A 16,342-nucleotide genomic window follows, 5' to 3' on the forward strand; every position below is an offset into this window, starting at 1 on the left:
TACGGAAGAGACGGCGCCTTCTCGGCCACAGGTGGTCCACGCACAACCGCTGTTCGGGAGGACCGGGGGAGAAGTGAATGCAGCGCCGCTCGGCGTGACTACAGCGCCCGGCTGAGGAACCATACGCACCCTGGCGTCAACTCTGCCTACTCATGGGTTCCGGGCAGTCAGGAAGCCTGTCGTCGAAAGGCGGAGGCATAGCCAGCTCGGCCGCGGTAGCGTCTGACAGATGAGTGAGGGTGACGCGATCACAGCAGCACTGCAACGTTGGTTCGCCGATGTGACAAGTGGGGCGAGACAACCAGTCGCCCCTCACACGATGACTTGGCTGGCATTGAGCCGCGTCCCGGCCTGGGCCTCTGTCCGTGCTGCGATTGCTGCCGCTGTTCATCCCGATCGCAGACCTGACCTGTACACCAAAGGCGAAAACCGAATTCCACATGACCATGTTCTGCTTGAGACAACCGGCCTCGCGCGTGCGGCACACGCTGCCGCAGCTGGACTCTCTATCTTCACGGACGATCTAGCCGAAGAGTTCAAGCGATTTTGCATGGCGCCAATGCCTGTGGTGGAGGACTGGATCCTGCTGGACGGTTCTTTTCCCCCTGGAACATGTATAGACGTCGGCAACTACACCTTGCAGACGTTCACCGGAGCGGAACTCCATAAGCTCCAACCCATCCCGTCACTAGATGAGCTTCTGCAGCCGAATCCTTTGCCGCCGCGGCTGCTAGCTGGCGCTGCTTTCCTGCATCGGCCAGACACGGAAAAGAAGCCCGACCGTACAGGCTTACGTTTCCCTCTTCTGCATACCCGGCCGGAGACACTGTTCTGGAAACCCCTTATCACCTTGCAGCTCTGGTGCTGGGACGATGTGCTGCGGATGGAAGCCCTGTACACGGTAAGGCGCGGCCGCGAGGTGCACCTGTCGACAGGCGAGGCGACGACCCGCATCGACGTTTATCAGGGACCACAGGGAGAGCAAGAGGAGGTTGAGTCACACGATATCGGAACCTATACGGTGGCACCCGAAGATACAGGACGCCTAGCTTCTTTTTGTGAGGCAGTTTCTAGTCGTATCGATGCGATCACGAGCGAGACCACTAAAAAGAAGCCCTCAAAGCGATCGCGTCGTCTGAGCCGTGCTGCCCAGCACCTGGTACGCGCCTCGCATCGAACGTTCGGGAACGACTTCGTCTGGGAGGAAGAGGCCGAGGAAGTTGTGCTTCATTACGTCATCGCCATGGAGGCATTGCTGTCAGACGAGCAGAATCTCGACCTGAGCCGTAAGGTCGCCTACCGAGCTGCTTCCTTGTGGATGACGGACAGCGATCGTCTGGCGGTGCAAAAGATCGTCAAAAATGCTTACGAGATTCGCTCGAAGTATGCACACGGGGACGATACGGGAGAGATCAACGCGAAAACCTTGTCGGAGCTCAGGTCAGTTGCACTACAGGTTTTGCTTCGCTGGTTGATTACCACGGTCCCAGACCTGCCGCTTCATCTAGATGCCTCCCAACTCTCAGAGGAGGTTCGTCGGCTGGTGGTGCTCGAACCGCTTCAACAGTTTTTCGTGACCACTCCGCCGGCCGTCCTTCCCCGAGACTTTCCAATGACTAGTTGAGCTCACCTGGTGACGGCTACGCCTGCTTTGCCTGGCTGTCCTCTGCGTCAGTCGGACGCAGAGGACGAAAACACTATCTACGGTGGACTAGGTCTGCTCACACCTGTTCCTGGGCGCTTTCGTCAGGACGCTAGCCCAGGCATACAGCCAGGGCTCTCCACTAGCGCAACGTAGGTCAGGCCGGCTCTAGCATCACGACGCTTTCTCGCAAGAACTCACTGTCCGCATTTCGCCGACTTAGCTCACGCGCAATGTTGAGCTCAGTTACTCGCCAGCCAGCGAGTTCCGCCAAAGCACCCATGAGGACGTCTGCGGCAATGATGAAGGCATGGTCGCCTGAGGCGTGTGCTGAATTGCCTACGATGAAGGCTAGACGTCCATTCGAGGCAACTTCGCGCCGGCACGACTGTAGAGTTTGCAACATGTCATCGGCGTAGCCACGTATCACTTCCACTCGTCCGTTATAGTACTTCCCCTTAGGGACAGACGAGATCACTGGATCAATGATCCGATTGACATCAGCAGATTTGCCACCCTCGAGATAAGAATACTCGCGCTCGAATCGAATGCTCGGATGGCTACGTACCGTTAGCTGCCGTTGCGTGCGCATTTCCTCTGCGGTTTCGTAGCAGCCAAGCACCCACGCTTCGGTTTTATAAACTTCGGTGTAGTCGATATTGTTTGGATAAGGAGGGGAAAAGACTATCCAATCAAATTCGATGGCTTCACCGCTGCGCTCTCGTCCATCGCCGAGCCGCACAGCCCCGGATGCATCTAGTGGATCGGTTACCTCGAGATCCTGTAGGACGACAGCGGCACGCTCGCTGAAGGCGGTCCAGGCATCCTTGGGTTGCCTGCTGGGGGTGAATCGCAATGCTCGGCCGTCTCGACGCAGCCGTCCGCAACTTTCCACCGCGGCCGCAAGACTCACTCTCAAGAGAGAACGCGACAGCCCGTCAGCACACATATCAATTGCTCGCCGAATGGAGCACAGCTTCTCTACATTGTCACGCGCAAAATAGCGTTCGTTACGCAACGTTGCTTGGTCGGGGATCGAGACGGACGGCCGATTAGGAGAACGGTAGAGCGCCTCAACGGAGTCGAGGGCTACCTCGAACTCTTTAGCGGCCTCACGTCCGGCAATTCTGCCTGCGACCTTCGAATGAGCGAGCTCCCAGATGAATGGGTTGCGCTCTGTGCCATGGACAGCGACGGGAAGATCGCGCTGGGAACTCACCTCAAGGGCGCTGAGCAGTGTAGTACCGCTGCCGCTGTATGGATCGCGAACCCGTAGGGCTTCCCGCGGAGAGTCGCCACTATCTGAGATAAGTTGAGGCAACAGCTGAGACGAGTAGGCTTCCTTCAAGTGGAACCAGCGATGGAATGGCTGCGAGGAGTTGCCATTTGGGACAACTAGTCGCCGGTATGTTTCATTATGTGAGACTGCCCAACTCTTCTGCAGGCTGCGATAATGAGCGGTCAGCGCCTGCGCGCCGGCCTGGGCCATAGAAACTCCTCGCAATTCCTAGCGGCCCAGTTCGCAGGTAGGCGGTGCGACCGGTCCACAGTCGCTAGCAAGGGCAGGCCGCGTAACCGGCGCACGATACCACGATCGAGCGCCTCTGGCTTGAAAGCTCGCGTCGTTGGAGAGGCAGCTGCGGGCGACACCCCCGCTGTGGGGCCTACTGAGGCATGCACCAGCGACAGTACCTGGTGCCGGCACCTAGTTGCCACTACAGTCCCGCACATGACGGTGCATCAGGGAGGGGCAGACATGGGGGAGCGGGCTGGCAGCATCCGCCTTCCGCAGGTTCGACGGTTGCGGATCTCTCACTTCTCGCTATATCGCAATCGCAGCGAGAACGTCGTTGACTTCGACAAGAACGTGTTTTGCCTGTCTGGTGCAAATGGACTCGGGAAGTCCACTTTCTTGGCCATCTTGAATTATGCCCTCACTGGTGCGGTAGCCCCTCCTGAGGTCAAGGTGTTGTCACTTTCAGAATACAGCAAGAGTGCGCGTTCGTATGCACCTGATTACTTCACTGGACGCGTAAAGACGGATGACAGGGAAATCGCCGAGGTTTCAGTAGAATTCACGATCGGAGAATATGAGTATGAGGTCACGCGGGGTTTCTTTGACGGGGACGCTCTTCGTTCTCTACGAGTGAAGGGTCCAGACGTTGATCTCGAACGAGCGGGAGAATTCGGAGATCCGACGCTAGGCAGGGAGATCATGGAGGAATATGAGACTCTCAGCCTTAAGCATGCCGGCTTGGCCAGTTTCGACCAACTAATCTATGTTCAGCATTTCCTTGTAACCTTTGATGAGCGTCGACACCTCCTTTTCTGGGATCCAGAGGTCGCCAGGTTCGCTCTCTTCCTCGTTTTCGGCCTCGATTCGGCGAGGGCGGACGCGGCAGGCGAGTGGCAAAGAAAGGCAGACAGGCTCGAATCGCAAGCCAGGAATGCCCAGTACCAGGCTACTTCGGCTCGTGCTCAAATCCGGGACCTCTTGGAGCGAAGTGGGGGTTCATTCGAACTCAACGAGGAGTTGGAAGATAAGCATCGAAGCCTGCTGGATCAGCGCGATAGTTGCGCTGCCATCGTTGATCAGAGGCTGGCTCAAGAGAAGGATGCACGTCTGCAGGTAGGTATTGCAGCTGCTGATCATCACTCCCTGACTACAGAGTATGACCGTGCCTTCAATAGTCGGCTGAGCCCCAAGAGTGGACCAACAGAGCATCCGCTCATCCACAAGCTTATTCATGATCAATCATGTGGCATCTGTGGCACTGCCTCGGTGGACTCGATCGCTGAAGTTGAACGGATTCTTGCTGACAACAGGTGCCCACTGTGTCATAGCGATACTAGTTCGTCTGACGAGGGAGAAGATTTCGACCTCCTCCGTGAGCTAGATGTGCGGCTGCAGCAGAGTGCTGCTCGACTCAAAGCAGCCCAGGAGGATGCTGAACGTGCCGAGCAGCAACGGCAGGTCGCGCAGGATGAGTTTCGCCGTACAACGCGAGCTATTGAGGAGTTCGAGCGGGAGAACTCTGATTGGGTACGCAACAAAGCTGCACATTCTGGCGTTTCTGATGTTATAAAGCAGCTTCAAGCAGAGTTCGCTGCCGCGCAAGACAGGAGGGATCGGTACCGTCAGAAACGAGACGAGTATCAAGCTTTGCTCACTCCGGTCAAGCGGGAACTCGCTGAAAAGTATGCCGAGGCTGAGCTCGAGTTTGTTCCGCGATTTCAGAGTCTCGCCCGTGCCTTTCTGGGAATGGATCTTCATTGCCGCCTAGATCAAAGAGCTCGGGGGCCGGAGTTGATCGTGACGATTGATCGACAGCCCCGGCGTGAGCAGAACCAGTTGTCTGAAAGCCAGCGGTATTTCATCGACATCGCTCTGCGGATGGCGTTGACGGAGCATATGCTTAACGGCGCTTCAGCCGGCCTCTACATCGACACTCCGGAGGGATCGCTCGATATCGCATATGAGAGTCGTGCCGGCGAGATGTTCGGAGCTTTCGTAGGTCGAGGTAACCGCCTCATCATGACTGCGAATTTGAACTCCAACCGCCTCGTTCTAGAGCTTGCTCATGTGTGTGGGCGTGAGTTGATGCACGTAGAGCGCATGACCAATTGGTCGGTTCTGTCTGAGGTGCAGGCAGACTCAGAAGAGTTGTTCGATGAGTCATACGCTGCAATCCAGGCAAGCTTGGACGGGAGAATGTTTTGAGTCAGGCATCGCCAGAGGCATCGTTTGATGCGCTCTTCGTCGTATCCGAAATCTCCGATGAAACGAAGGAGATCTCACTCAGCTCAGTTCAGATCTTCATCTATCTTGCTTGCCTGCTGGGCCTTTATGATCGCAAGCCGGTCGCGAGTTGGGGGTACACGTTTTTCTCGACGCCCACATCTTCGCCCTTCAGCGTGGAGCTCTACAATGCCGTCGAGTTCCTTAAGGTTAGGCAACTTCTTGCTTCTGAGGAAGATAGGCTAGTCATTACTGAGGCGGGCAGAAAAGAGCTGGATCTTTGGCTGCAGTTGGGTCGCTTTAGTGACCGAGTGCCATATCTTCGCGGATCTACAGGAGCATCCGCCGCCATGCCCGTCTCCTCTGTAGAAGAGGGGGTGGCACGTGAGCCACATCTGGCGAAGGCTCAACAGCTTGAGGTGCCTCAGGAACTGTTGGAGGATGCCAACCTGGCACAGGTCTATGCACAGTTCGCCGTTCTCAAGAGGTCGTTGGGCAGTGATATTCCAGATTACATGGTTCCTGCCGTGGTCTGGCTAAGTTTCCTGCTGGAGCAGACAGCCAACGCGGGAAAGTAAGTAGAGGGGGGACTGTGTCTCAGCTAGAGCGCCTCGCTGAAATGGCTCGGGGGCACTACATTGCTGTAGCCTCAAAAACCTTGGGGGAAGCTGGCCCGGATATCCTGCGTGACTTCCTGCCCAAGCTTAAGGAGATTCATCGAGCGGTTGATTATGAATCAATCAACTCGGCTCTGACGGTGTTCTATAGGACGACGGACGAATCTTCCTCTCTGGATTATAGTCGCGCCTACAAGGTTCCTGACGTGAGTCGGTTGCCTATGCACAACGATGGCCTGCTTACGGTCGAGGTGTGCGATGACGACGTCTTCTGGGTATGGAAGGAGCGATATGAGCCGGCGGAACTCGCGCATGAAACGGTCTTGTATCACTATGAGCCCGGCAGAGGTGAGGAATTTTGGGTGAATGGCCGCCTCGGCCAGGTGCCCGCTTCAGTCGCCTTCACGAAGATTTTCGGTATATCTAAGTTCCGGGAACTCGCTGATTGCCTGGAGCATTACTCGGTGAGGCTTGCTCGCTCCAGCCAGTGCCGTATCCTGGCCTCGTTGTGGCGCGACGACGACAGGATTGTTTGGAAGGCCGCACCTGAATCGGAGATGCGAGACTCGTTGGTTCAGTACTTGGCCAGCAGTCTTCGAGAAGGCAATCCTGATATTCGGCCCGAAAGCAATGTAGATGATCGTAATCCCGTAGATATCGAGATCAAGTGGGAAAATTCGAATCGAATAGCTATGATCGAGATCAAATGGCTCGGTCACAGCGGTGTCCTAGGCGATAATCCGAGGATAACGAGCAGTCACGCTGAAAAGCGTGCGCACGACGGGCTTCGGCAGCTTGCAGAGTACCTAGACAGGACAAGGGAGCGGGCGGCGACGTATGATCGTCGTGGGTATCTCTTTGTGTTCGACGGACGTCGGGCGAGAGTGAAGGATGACACGGTTAGTCTGACCGAGAAAGACGCTTGGGCTTACCGCGATAAAAAGATTCAATTCGACGCTGACCTCATGGGGCGAAGCGACATGGCGGACCCGGTGCAGTGTTTCTGTGAACCCAGAGTCGGTCGGGCAAGCAGCCCCAGCCGTGCTTGACGTCGCGGAGGTCGGTGGAGCGGGTTTGGCCGGTGGCCTGCCCGGTCTGGGGTCGAGCATGACCAGGGGGCCTTACGCTGGTTGGCAACTCGGGCAGGCTTTGGGCCTGCCCGCAATGTGCACGAGTGGCCCCCTGGTCTTGCTCGACGCGGGCCCCGGACCGGGGAGGTGGCTAAAGCCGTGGAGCCGACCGCCCCAGCCACGACGTACCCCTTCTCTGGCATCAGGCAACTGATTGCCATGGGCGCGGTCCGGGCGCCGGCCGGGCTGGAGCGGGGCGGAGACAGGAGCGCAGGCCCGGCCGGGGGCCGGGCCGCGCGCGGGGAGCGGAGCGAGCCGCCTTGAACCCGTGAAGAAGGTTGTTACTCAGGTTGCGTCGTGATGCGTGTCCGGTCCCGGTAGATGCTTGACACTTCGGTCCCAGCTGATGGTTGACAGTGGCCGTGTTCGGCTTTTCTGTGCGCGTCGTTGCGGTGCGTGTGGGGAGGCCGGGATTGGTGCTGGTGGAGTTGTCGGTTGTCGAGCAGAGATACCGGGCTGTGCTTGCTGTGTTGGCGGGTGCGACGGTGACGGAGGTCGCGGCTTCGCTCGGGGTGTCGCGGCAGACGGTGAGCGGGTGGAAGTCCCGGTATGCAGCTGCCGGTTTGGCGGGGCTGTCGGATCGTTCGCGTAGGCCGGCGTCGTGTCCGCATCAGGCTTCTGCCGAGGTGGAGACGGCGGTGTGCGAGGTGCGGCGCAAGTACCCGAAGTGGGGTCCGCGGCGGATCGCTCATGTGCTGGAGCGGTCCGGGACGGTGGCGCCGGTGCCGTCGCGGATGACGGTGTATCGGATCCTGGTCCGTCATGGCCTGGTGGTGCCGGGGGTGCGGCGGAGGAAGCGGTCGGATTACAAACGCTGGCAGCGGGACCGGGCGATGCAGTTGTGGCAGATGGACATCGTCGGCGGTGTGATGCTGGTCGACCCGGTCACGGGCGAGTTGTCCGAGGCGAAGATCGTGACTGGGGTGGACGATCATTCCCGGTACTGCGTGATCGCGTCGGTGGTCGAGCGGGCGACCGGGCGGGCGGTCTGCGCGGCGTTCGCCGGGGCCTTGCAGGTGTTCGGGGTGCCGGAAGAGGTGCTGACCGACAACGGCAAGCAGTTCACGGACCGGTTCGGGCACGGTGGTGAGGTGCTGTTCGACCGGATCTGCCGGGAGAACGGGATCGCGCACCGGCTCACCCAGCCGGCGTCGCCGACCACGACGGGCAAGGTCGAGCGGTTCCATCAGACGCTGCGGCGTGAACTCCTGGATGACTGCGGTGCGTTCGAGAGTATCGGGGAGGCTCAGGCCGCGTTGGATGCGTGGGTGGAGGAGTACAACTCCTCGCGTCCGCATCAGGCGCTGGACATGCAGTCCCCGGCCGATCGGTTCTCCCCGGTTGCCGAGCAGGAACGGGACGTGCTGGGCCTGAGGGTGCCCGCAGTGCTCGCGCTGGTGCCGCAGCAGCGGACACCTCCTGCGGAGCCGGGTCCGGCTGAAGTGCCGACTGTGCCGGCCGGCCCGCCTGAGCCGGCCGCGGCAGCGGTCCCGATAGAGCCCGGTGGGCCGGTGGAGTTCGAGCGGGTGGTGCCTGCGAGTGGGAATCTGCAGGTCGCGGGCAAGCAGTTCTGGCTGGGCCCGGCCCGCGCCGGGCTGACGGTGACGTTCTGGGCCGACACCTCGGTGATCCATCTGCTGATCGCCGGGGCGAGGATCAAGAGCGTGCGCTCGCACTTGTCCGTGGCCGATCTTGCGCAGTTGGCCGCCCGGGGCGGACGGGCAGCCGGACCGGCACCGATTCCGGCCGGGGACGGGGCGGCGTTCGAGGTGGACCGGGTGGTGAACAACAGCGGGCTGGTGGGCCTGGGCGGGCATCAAGTGCTGGCGGCGGAGATCCTGGGAGGCCGCCAGGTGGGCATCCGGATCGACGACGAGACCCTGTCGTTCTTCGATCCGTCCTCGCGGGAACTGCTGCGGGTGCGGCCCAACCCGCTCACCCGCGACCAGGTGCAGCGGCTGCGGGGTCTGCGGCCCGCGGGCCCGCCGCCGCGTCCGGGCGTCGAGCCGGTGCGGGTGCAGCGGCGGGTCAGCGCGGTCGGCACGGTCATGGTCTGCCGGCAGACCGTGTCCCTCGGCCGCCCCTACGCGGGGCAGACCGTGACCGTGCACGTGTCGGACACGACGATCACCGTCGCGCTGGACGGCCAGGTCCGGGTCATCCGCCGCACCACCGACATTCCCGTCCGCCACGTGAAAGCGAACAAGCCCCGTAAGGTTTCCGATGTTGTCTAGGCCCACCGTCAAACATCACCTGGGACCAGAACGTCAAGCATCAACTGGGATCCGACATTGCGTCGTGATGCGCCACAGGGGTGCGGCGTACTGCTCCGGACGGCTGTTGAGCAGGAGCTCGCGTAGGTCTTTGCGCTGGTTGCCGTTGAGGTTCAGGGCCTCGGTGATGTGGCGGAACGTCGTGTGGGTGACTCCGCGGCTGCGGGCCTCGCTCTCGAACTGGTCCAGCTCGGCCAGAACCGTCGTCGGCACCAGCTCTGTTGGCGGCTGGTCCTTGAGCCAGGCGGCCTTGTTTCGCTCGTAGTCGATCTCCGAGTAGCCGCAGACTTCGCGGCTGTAGGCCTCTACCTCGTCCAGGGTCGCGGTCGTCATGATCGCGCGGGCCAGCTCGTTTCGACTCAGCGCCTCGTCCATGTCGACCTCGTGGACGGCGGGACCCTCGTCCGTGAGCGGTACGGGTAGGCCTGCGTCCCGTACCTCGCATGTGCCACGTACGCCTCGGGCTGTCGCTGCGAGCATCGCCGTGGCCTCGGATGGGTGCCACTCCAGGACCAGGCTGACTGGCTCGGTGTCCTTCGCCGTGAAGGTGTGAACGATCGGGCCGAGTATGCCGCGCAGGTCGTCGAGAGAGAGCTCACCGTCCAGGCCAGGGCCTGCGACCAAGAGACGCACGGGCGCGTTAACTTGGCAGCATGCCGCGAGTGTGAGGGCGTCGGCGAGCGGGCTCTTTAGCGTGGGCTCGTCGCCTCGGGCCAGGATGTCGCCGCCGACGTCCAGGAGGTCGATCGACTCCGGCTCCAAGTGGCCAACGAGCTCTTCCAGTTGGCGCGTCACGCCCTCGGCGCCGTGGTGGGGGTCCAGCAGTGCGAAGGTGTGCGGGAGCTCTGCGGCAAGCCGGGGCAGCGTCGATCCCACTGGAGGAACTGGGCGAGCCTCCGCCGGCACTGACCAGACAGCGGAAGTGATCGGCGTGAGCCCAGTGAAGCTGTCGGCGCCTCGGGGTCCTGGTAGCGGGTCGATGAGTAGGCGGTCCCACGCGTAGGTGAGGATCACCGCCTGGTCGTCGTCGCCGTAGAGGGCGGCGTCAAGCATTGCGGCGGCGACTGCGTCGCCCCCTCCTCCTGCTGCGACGATCAACCGCGTCATGTGCTCAAGGTTACGGGGTCCGGTATTGGCCACTCACCTTATAGTGGCCAGAGGCCATAGCCACTTGGACGAGGAGGGGACATGCCGCAGATCGAGGAGACTCAGCCGAAGTATCTCCAGATCGCGCACTTCATCCGTGATCAGATCCTTCGGGGCGACCTGCGGCCGGGGGACGAGGTTCCCTCGGAACGGCAACTCGCGGCGGACTGGAAGGTGTCCAGGCCGACGGCGGCACGGTCGCTCGAAGCGCTGAGTCATCAGGGGCTGGTCGAGAAGCGTCAGGGGTCGGGCACGTATGTGCGGAGCCTGGAGGTCAACCGGCGGGCCCGTGAGCTGTACGGCCGGGCGCGGCAGACCGGGAAGATCTACACGCCCGGCGAGTACGCGGTGATCACGTCTGCGGGCTGGCTGGAGGCGCCGGACCACGTGGCTGAGGCGCTGGGCCTGGTACGGGACCGTCGGGCTGTTCACCGCCGGCGCGTGACCAACAACCAGGACGGGCCGATCACCTTGTCCACGTCGTGGTTTGCTCCGGACGTCGGCGAGCGGGCGCCCAAGCTCATGGAACCCGAGCGGATTCAGGAGGGAACCCTGATGTACGTCGAGACGATGACGGGACGTCAGGGAAGCTACGCCGAAGACCGCATGTGCGCTCGGAGTGCGACTGCCGAAGAGGTAGCGGACCTCCAACTGGAGCCAGGGTCAGCCGTGTTGGTCGTCCACCACGTCGTCTACGACCTCCAGGACCGGCCGCTGGAGTTCGCCGAAGCCACGTACCCGCCACGCCGCTGGGCGTTCGAGCAGGGCTACCCGCTGACCTGAGCGGGACGGCAGTTCTGCCGAACCGCTTGCATCGGCACAGTGGCTAATGCCACTATCCAGTAAGTGGCCAAGGCCACTTACTCGGAAGGGGGCACGGCGTGACGAGTCAGCGGCCGGATCAGGGCACGCGGTTAGCTTGCCGGGCGTGCCGGGGGCTTGGCTGGAAGCGTGTCAGTTCGCGTACGACGCTGGCGCTCTCCACCGCCAACGACTGTGCCCGTCCCGCATCGAAGCGACGGTGCCTCGACTGTGACGGCACCGGCAAGGAGTGAGCGCGGATGGCCTACATGATCGACCGCGATCCCAGCCCGGCATCACCGCGTCTCGGGGCGATGACCTTGCATCCGTCCCCTGAGTCCGTACCGCGGGCCCGGCGCTGGTTCCAGAAGTTCATCGCCCCGTACAACCCGGCCTGCTCGGTCGACGACTGTGCGCTGATGATCTCGGAACTGGTGACCAATGCCATCCTCTACGGCCGGTCGGATGAGCCGTGGATGGTGCGGGTGGAATGGTTCCGTGCGGGAACATCACTCCGGGTGGAGGTGCACAATCCGGGGTTCCCCGCGAACGTACGGCTCCGGCGCCCGGATGCCAACGACGCGCACGGCCGCGGGCTGCTGCTGGTCGACTCGATCGCCGACGCGTGGCACTCCGGGCCGAGTCGCTTCGGCGGGACGATGGTCTCCTTCGTGGTGGCCAATGCCTGGCCGAGCTGACGGAACCAGCCACACCTATTGCGCGCGCAATAGAGACGCTAGTCTGGTTGACCAGTTGACTTGGCCAATCCCGACGGGCGGCGTTCATGGCGTATGAAGTGGAGCCACCGAAGTACGTGCGCCTCGCGCAGACGATTCAGCGTCGTATCGAGGACGGCACGTACCCGCCCGGCACCCGCGTACCCAGTGAAAACCAGCTGGTGCAAGCCTTCGGGATGTCCCGCCCGACCGTCGTGCGGGCTCTGGAGCTGCTGAAGCGGGACGGCTGGCTGGAGTCCCGCCAGGGGTTCGGGACCATCGTCCGGGGCCGACCGGAAGTTGTCGAGCGGCAGGACCGGCGGGGGCGTGAGGCTCTGGAGCGCGACGAGTCGCAGGCCCCGGGGCGGCTGATTGAAGTCGGCGAGGTCCCCGTTCCTGCTCGGATTGCCTCCGCCCTCGGCCTGCCGAGACGGGCCAAGGTCCTCGTGCGCCGATTCCTCGTCGAAGAGGGCGGCGAAGCAGTCGAGTTGGTCTCGTCGTACTTCCCCGCCGGCCTGGTCGAGGGAACCGAGCTGGACAGGCGCGAAGTCCTCAGCGGCAGCGTCCGTGAGCACATCGAAGCCCGGAAGAAGGTCCGCTTCGACCACGTGACAGAGAGGGTTTCTGCCCGACTGCCCAAAGCGGGGGACGCTGAGCTACTCGGCCTGCCGGACGGCGTGCCTGTGCTCAGCGTCCTGGTCATCGCCCGCGACGCCTCCGGGCAGGCTCTGCAAGTCTCTGACGTGCTGCTTCCTGCCGATCGGCAGGAGCTCGAAGACACCTACCGTCTGAACTGAGCCTCGTTCGAGGCCGGTTCCGCTCCACAATCACTTGACAAGTCAACCTGGCATCCCTAACTTCAAGCTTGCTAAGTCAACTTGTCAGGTGCGCCAGGTTGATCGACTCAGAAGGAGACATCTCTGTGCGTGTGATCCGTATTGACGCCTCGTCCGCCACGATCCTGCTGACCGAAGCTCCGGCGCCGAAGGTGCGCGACCGGCAGACCGGTGAGATTGCCAAGGACGCCGTGAGCGGCGAGGCACTGATGACCGTCGGCGTCGTCTACATCGACGAGGGCGAGTCGTCGCTGCTCCAGGTCACCATCCCTGAGAGCGGTGTGACGGACGGGCTGACCGTCGGTGCTCCGGTCTCGCTGCCGGGACTGGTGGCTCGTCCGTGGGAAAGCGTCTTCAACGGCCAGCAGCGGCACGGTATCGCCTACCGGGCCACCGCCGTTGCTCCCGGCGCGTTCCCGATGGCTGAGGCGGTCTGACCGACGTGACCGACCTCGTGACGCTGGCCGAGCTGGGCGGCCCGCTCGCTGCGATAGGCGGCGCGGCCTACGCCCGGCACGCCTACCCGGCGGCGTACTGGTCCACGATCGGGCTGCCGGTCTCGGTGGCCCGGCTGCTGGCCTCGTACACGTCGACCATGGACGCCTGCGGCCTGACGGTCGCGCCACCCCGGTGGCGGGCACTGGCCGTCAGAGCGACCACTCGCCGGGAGGTACGTCCCGTGCCTCCCCGCCGGGGTCTGATCAGGCCTACCTCGACCGGCCTCCGTGTCAGGCTGCGGCTGGCTCCCGGCCAGGAGCCGGCGGACGTCGCCGCGTCGGCGGAACGGCTTCGCCACGCCTGGGGCGTGCACGCCGTGTACGTCCGGGACGTCAAGCCCGGTGTCGTCGAACTGCGGCTCGTCGGCTTTGACGTCCTCCGCAAGGTGCGGATGCCTCGGCGGGCCGTCGGTGACCTACTGCGGGTGCCGGTGGCCGTACGGGAGGACGCAACCGCCTTCGTGCGCGACTACCGCGCCGTACCGCATGGACTCGTCCTCGGCGCAACGCTCTCGGGTAAGTCCATGTACCTGCGGAACCTGCTCACCAAGCTGGCCGCTCAGCCCGTCGTTCTGGTCGGCATCGATTGCAAGCGCGGGGTCGAGTTGGCACCGTTCGCCGCCCGGCTCTCCGCGCTGGCGACGGACCCGGGCCAGGCGGCCGAGCTGCTTCCCGTACTCGTCAAGGAAATGGAGGACCGCTACGACCTGATCAAGGCGCGGCAGGGCACCGCGCCCGGCACCCCGGAGGAACTGATCACCTCGGACGTCTGGGGCCTGCCGGAAGACGAACGCCCAGCTCCCATCGTGCTGTTCATCGACGAGGTGGCGGAACTCTTCCTCGTCGCCACAAGGAAGGAGGAGGAACGGCGGGACGAGATGGTCACCCAGCTCATCCGGCTCGCCCAGCTCGGCCGGGCCGCCGGCATCTACCTGGAAGTCTGTGGGCAGCGGTTCGGCGCCGAGCTCGGCAAGGGAGCGACCATGCTCCGGGCCCAGCTCACGGGCCGTGTCTGCCACCGCGTCAACGATGAAGCCTCCGCGAAGATGGCTCTCGGCGACATCGCGCCTGAGGCGGTCTACGCCGCTTGCGCCATCGCCGCGGAGCTGCCCGGCCTGGCTGTCATCGGCGACACCTCCGGCGGCTGGTCCTGCATCCGCACCCCCTACCTCTCCCTCGCCGAAGCTGCGGCCACCTGCCGAGCAACGGCACACATCGCCCCCGACGTATCGGCGCTCACGCCCTTCCGGCCGTACGTCCCGCCCGTGCCCGTAGAGGACGCCGAGCCGGTCGCCGCTCCACAACCGGTCACCGAGTAGCCGGTCCTGCTCCAACGTCCGGCGCGGCCGTCCCGCGCCAAGCCCATACCCCCGCCATGCCAAAAACTGGAAGGAGGCGTGAGGTGCGTGCCCTGCCTGTCCGAGTCGACGCCGTACTCATCCAAGCGCTGATCGCCGCCGCGCTGTCCTTCGCCCACCTGCACGACCTGGCCTCGGCTGCCGGTCAGCAGGGCTGGAAGGCGTGGGCCTACCCGGTCTCCGTCGACCTGCTGTTGGTGGCGGCCTGGCGACGGCTCCGCTCCGGCGGCGCGAAAGCGGCCGGGTGGTCCTGGTTCCTCGTCGCGCTGACCGCGTCGCTGGGCGCCAACGTCGCCACCGCCGGACTGCTCGACCTGAACGCCGTACCGTCCTGGCTGCGGATCCTCGTGGCCGGATGGCCTGCCGTCGCCTTCCTCGGCGGCACGCTGCTCGCCCACGATGCACCCAAGCCACAAGCGGCGCCGGAACCGGTGCCAGACGAGGCAGTGGTCCCTTCCGCCTCCGCTCCTGAACTGCCCGCCGCGAAACGGGAATCGGCTCCGTCCTCAACGGCCTCCGTCCCGCCGGCACTCGTCGCCCACGCCCGCAAGGTCGCCGACGACCACCGCGCCCGGACCGGAACCCCTATCGACACCTCGACGCTTCGCGCCCGGCTCGGCGTCCCCATGCCGCTCGCCGAAGCCATCGCAGCTCAACTCACCTGACCCTGGAGGGTTTTCCACCTTGCGTCCGTCCACGCTCCGCACGCTCAGGCGCGCCGCCGAGCTGACCCGACAGAACCGACTCACCGAAGCCGTGCTGATCGCCGAACCGGTGATCCTCGCCGCCGACAGCTACGAGGGCGACGAGATCTTGCGCTGGCTGGCCGACCACGCGACCGACTTCACCGGCGAGACCGACAAGGAGACCCGCTCATGACCAACAATCGCCGCTTCCGCAACGTCATCCGTATCGGCCCCGTCCAGGTCGGCACCTACTACGACGGCCGGGGCCGCGAGAAGCACACCGCCGCCTGCACGGCCCCGCGCTGCGGCTTCTCCACCGACTACGACAGCCGCGCCGCCGCCGAGCTCGCGGCCCGCACCCACCGCTGCGCCGTCCGCTGAGGGGAGCTCCCGTGACCGTCTCACTCCCGCTCGTCTTCGTTCTGGGCGTCATCGCCTGGGCCGCGATCAAGTTCCTCGGTATCCGCCTTTGGGTCGCCGTCGTCATCGCACTGTTCGGCTTCTGGCTCTCACAGACCTTCCTCGCCCCTGCCATCGAATCCGGCACCCGCTCCGGGGTCGGCGTCGTCAACGGCACCGACAAGTGACAAGGAGGTACGCCATGTTCCGCCCCAAGCTCCCCGACGTTCCGACACTGCCGACGACACCCCTCGTCACTCAGCAGACGCAGGTTCCGGTGCCGTCCGCGGGCCGGTCGCTCACCCCGTACGCGGGTGCGGTCGCCGCCGTGGTCGTCGTCGGCATCGTCCTCACCGCACTCCTGGCGGCCGTCGCCGTCACGGCCGTGTCCGTGGCCATCGCCGCCGTAGTCCTGCGCTCCCTGCTCAACAGCGCGACCAAGCGCTGACCGGCCGCCGGGGCGGCAAAAGCCGCCAAGCATCCCGCCGCCCCGGGGCCGACT

At 63.5% G+C, this 16,342-nt stretch carries 17 protein-coding genes; 15 read left to right on the top strand and 2 right to left on the bottom strand.

Annotation, left to right across the window (positions count from 1 at the left end; all coding sequences use genetic code 11):
* The first annotated feature begins 229 nt into the window (after positions 1 to 229).
* A complete protein-coding gene (locus tag ABZX30_RS11600) occupies positions 230 to 1,624 on the top strand; it encodes a hypothetical protein (RefSeq protein WP_355931858.1) in 1,395 nt (464 codons plus the stop codon).
* Positions 1,625 to 1,799: 175 nt separating this feature from the next.
* On the opposite strand, the gene ABZX30_RS11605 is transcribed toward ABZX30_RS11600, so the two are convergent.
* On the bottom strand, positions 1,800 to 3,131 hold the full coding sequence (locus tag ABZX30_RS11605) for a hypothetical protein (RefSeq protein WP_355931860.1): 1,332 nt from the start codon (positions 3,129 to 3,131) through the stop codon (positions 1,800 to 1,802).
* A 240-nt stretch (positions 3,132 to 3,371) separates the two neighbouring features.
* Between ABZX30_RS11605 and ABZX30_RS11610 the strand changes: the two genes are divergently transcribed.
* The 4 genes from ABZX30_RS11610 (at position 3,372) to ABZX30_RS11625 (ending at position 9,362) form a co-directional block, all read left to right on the top strand.
* Positions 3,372 to 5,363, top strand: coding sequence for an AAA family ATPase (locus ABZX30_RS11610; protein WP_355931862.1), 1,992 nt, complete (start codon positions 3,372 to 3,374; stop codon positions 5,361 to 5,363).
* Positions 5,360 to 5,959: a hypothetical protein gene (locus tag ABZX30_RS11615; protein ID WP_355931864.1), complete on the top strand. Its 600-nt coding sequence runs from the start codon at positions 5,360 to 5,362 to the stop codon at positions 5,957 to 5,959. Before ABZX30_RS11610 ends, ABZX30_RS11615 begins: the two co-directional genes overlap by 4 nt.
* Before the next feature lie 14 nt (positions 5,960 to 5,973).
* Complete coding sequence (locus ABZX30_RS11620; protein ID WP_355931867.1) at positions 5,974 to 7,047, top strand: hypothetical protein; 1,074 nt, start codon at positions 5,974 to 5,976, stop codon at positions 7,045 to 7,047.
* A 497-nt stretch (positions 7,048 to 7,544) separates the two neighbouring features.
* Positions 7,545 to 9,362, top strand: coding sequence for an IS481 family transposase (locus tag ABZX30_RS11625; RefSeq protein WP_355931870.1), 1,818 nt, complete (start codon positions 7,545 to 7,547; stop codon positions 9,360 to 9,362).
* A gap of 33 nt (positions 9,363 to 9,395) precedes the next feature.
* On the opposite strand, the gene ABZX30_RS11630 is transcribed toward ABZX30_RS11625, so the two are convergent.
* Positions 9,396 to 10,508, bottom strand: coding sequence for a DUF1152 domain-containing protein (locus ABZX30_RS11630; protein WP_355931873.1), 1,113 nt, complete (start codon positions 10,506 to 10,508; stop codon positions 9,396 to 9,398).
* Positions 10,509 to 10,589: 81 nt separating this feature from the next.
* Between ABZX30_RS11630 and ABZX30_RS11635 the strand changes: the two genes are divergently transcribed.
* The 10 genes from ABZX30_RS11635 to ABZX30_RS11680 all read left to right on the top strand — a co-directional run bounded on the left by ABZX30_RS11635 (position 10,590) and on the right by ABZX30_RS11680 (position 16,288).
* Positions 10,590 to 11,330, top strand: a complete 741-nt coding sequence (locus tag ABZX30_RS11635; RefSeq protein ID WP_355931875.1) for a GntR family transcriptional regulator — start codon at positions 10,590 to 10,592, stop codon at positions 11,328 to 11,330.
* Positions 11,331 to 11,608: 278 nt separating this feature from the next.
* On the top strand, positions 11,609 to 12,046 hold the full coding sequence (locus ABZX30_RS11640) for an ATP-binding protein (protein ID WP_355931876.1): 438 nt from the start codon (positions 11,609 to 11,611) through the stop codon (positions 12,044 to 12,046).
* Between the two features lie 86 nt (positions 12,047 to 12,132).
* On the top strand, positions 12,133 to 12,861 hold the full coding sequence (locus tag ABZX30_RS11645; RefSeq protein WP_355931879.1) for a GntR family transcriptional regulator: 729 nt from the start codon (positions 12,133 to 12,135) through the stop codon (positions 12,859 to 12,861).
* Between the two features lie 125 nt (positions 12,862 to 12,986).
* A complete protein-coding gene (locus ABZX30_RS11650) occupies positions 12,987 to 13,337 on the top strand; it encodes a hypothetical protein (RefSeq protein WP_355931882.1) in 351 nt (116 codons plus the stop codon).
* A 5-nt stretch (positions 13,338 to 13,342) separates the two neighbouring features.
* A complete protein-coding gene (locus ABZX30_RS11655) occupies positions 13,343 to 14,716 on the top strand; it encodes an FtsK/SpoIIIE domain-containing protein (protein ID WP_355931885.1) in 1,374 nt (457 codons plus the stop codon).
* A gap of 83 nt (positions 14,717 to 14,799) precedes the next feature.
* Complete coding sequence (locus ABZX30_RS11660) at positions 14,800 to 15,420, top strand: DUF2637 domain-containing protein (RefSeq protein ID WP_355931887.1); 621 nt, start codon at positions 14,800 to 14,802, stop codon at positions 15,418 to 15,420.
* Positions 15,421 to 15,439: 19 nt separating this feature from the next.
* Positions 15,440 to 15,634: a hypothetical protein gene (locus ABZX30_RS11665; RefSeq protein ID WP_355931890.1), complete on the top strand. Its 195-nt coding sequence runs from the start codon at positions 15,440 to 15,442 to the stop codon at positions 15,632 to 15,634.
* The gene (locus tag ABZX30_RS11670) at positions 15,631 to 15,822 is read left to right on the top strand and encodes a mobile element transfer protein (protein ID WP_355931893.1); all 192 of its coding nucleotides are present in this window, start codon (positions 15,631 to 15,633) and stop codon (positions 15,820 to 15,822) included. Before ABZX30_RS11665 ends, ABZX30_RS11670 begins: the two co-directional genes overlap by 4 nt.
* Positions 15,823 to 15,833: 11 nt before the next feature.
* Positions 15,834 to 16,028, top strand: a complete 195-nt coding sequence (locus ABZX30_RS11675; protein WP_313743461.1) for a hypothetical protein — start codon at positions 15,834 to 15,836, stop codon at positions 16,026 to 16,028.
* A 14-nt stretch (positions 16,029 to 16,042) separates the two neighbouring features.
* Positions 16,043 to 16,288: a SpdD protein gene (locus ABZX30_RS11680; RefSeq protein ID WP_355931896.1), complete on the top strand. Its 246-nt coding sequence runs from the start codon at positions 16,043 to 16,045 to the stop codon at positions 16,286 to 16,288.
* Positions 16,289 to 16,342 lie beyond the last annotated feature (54 nt).

The sequence above is a fragment of the Streptomyces sp. NPDC004542 genome (assembly GCF_040610035.1).
GTDB lineage: Bacteria > Actinomycetota > Actinomycetes > Streptomycetales > Streptomycetaceae > Streptomyces.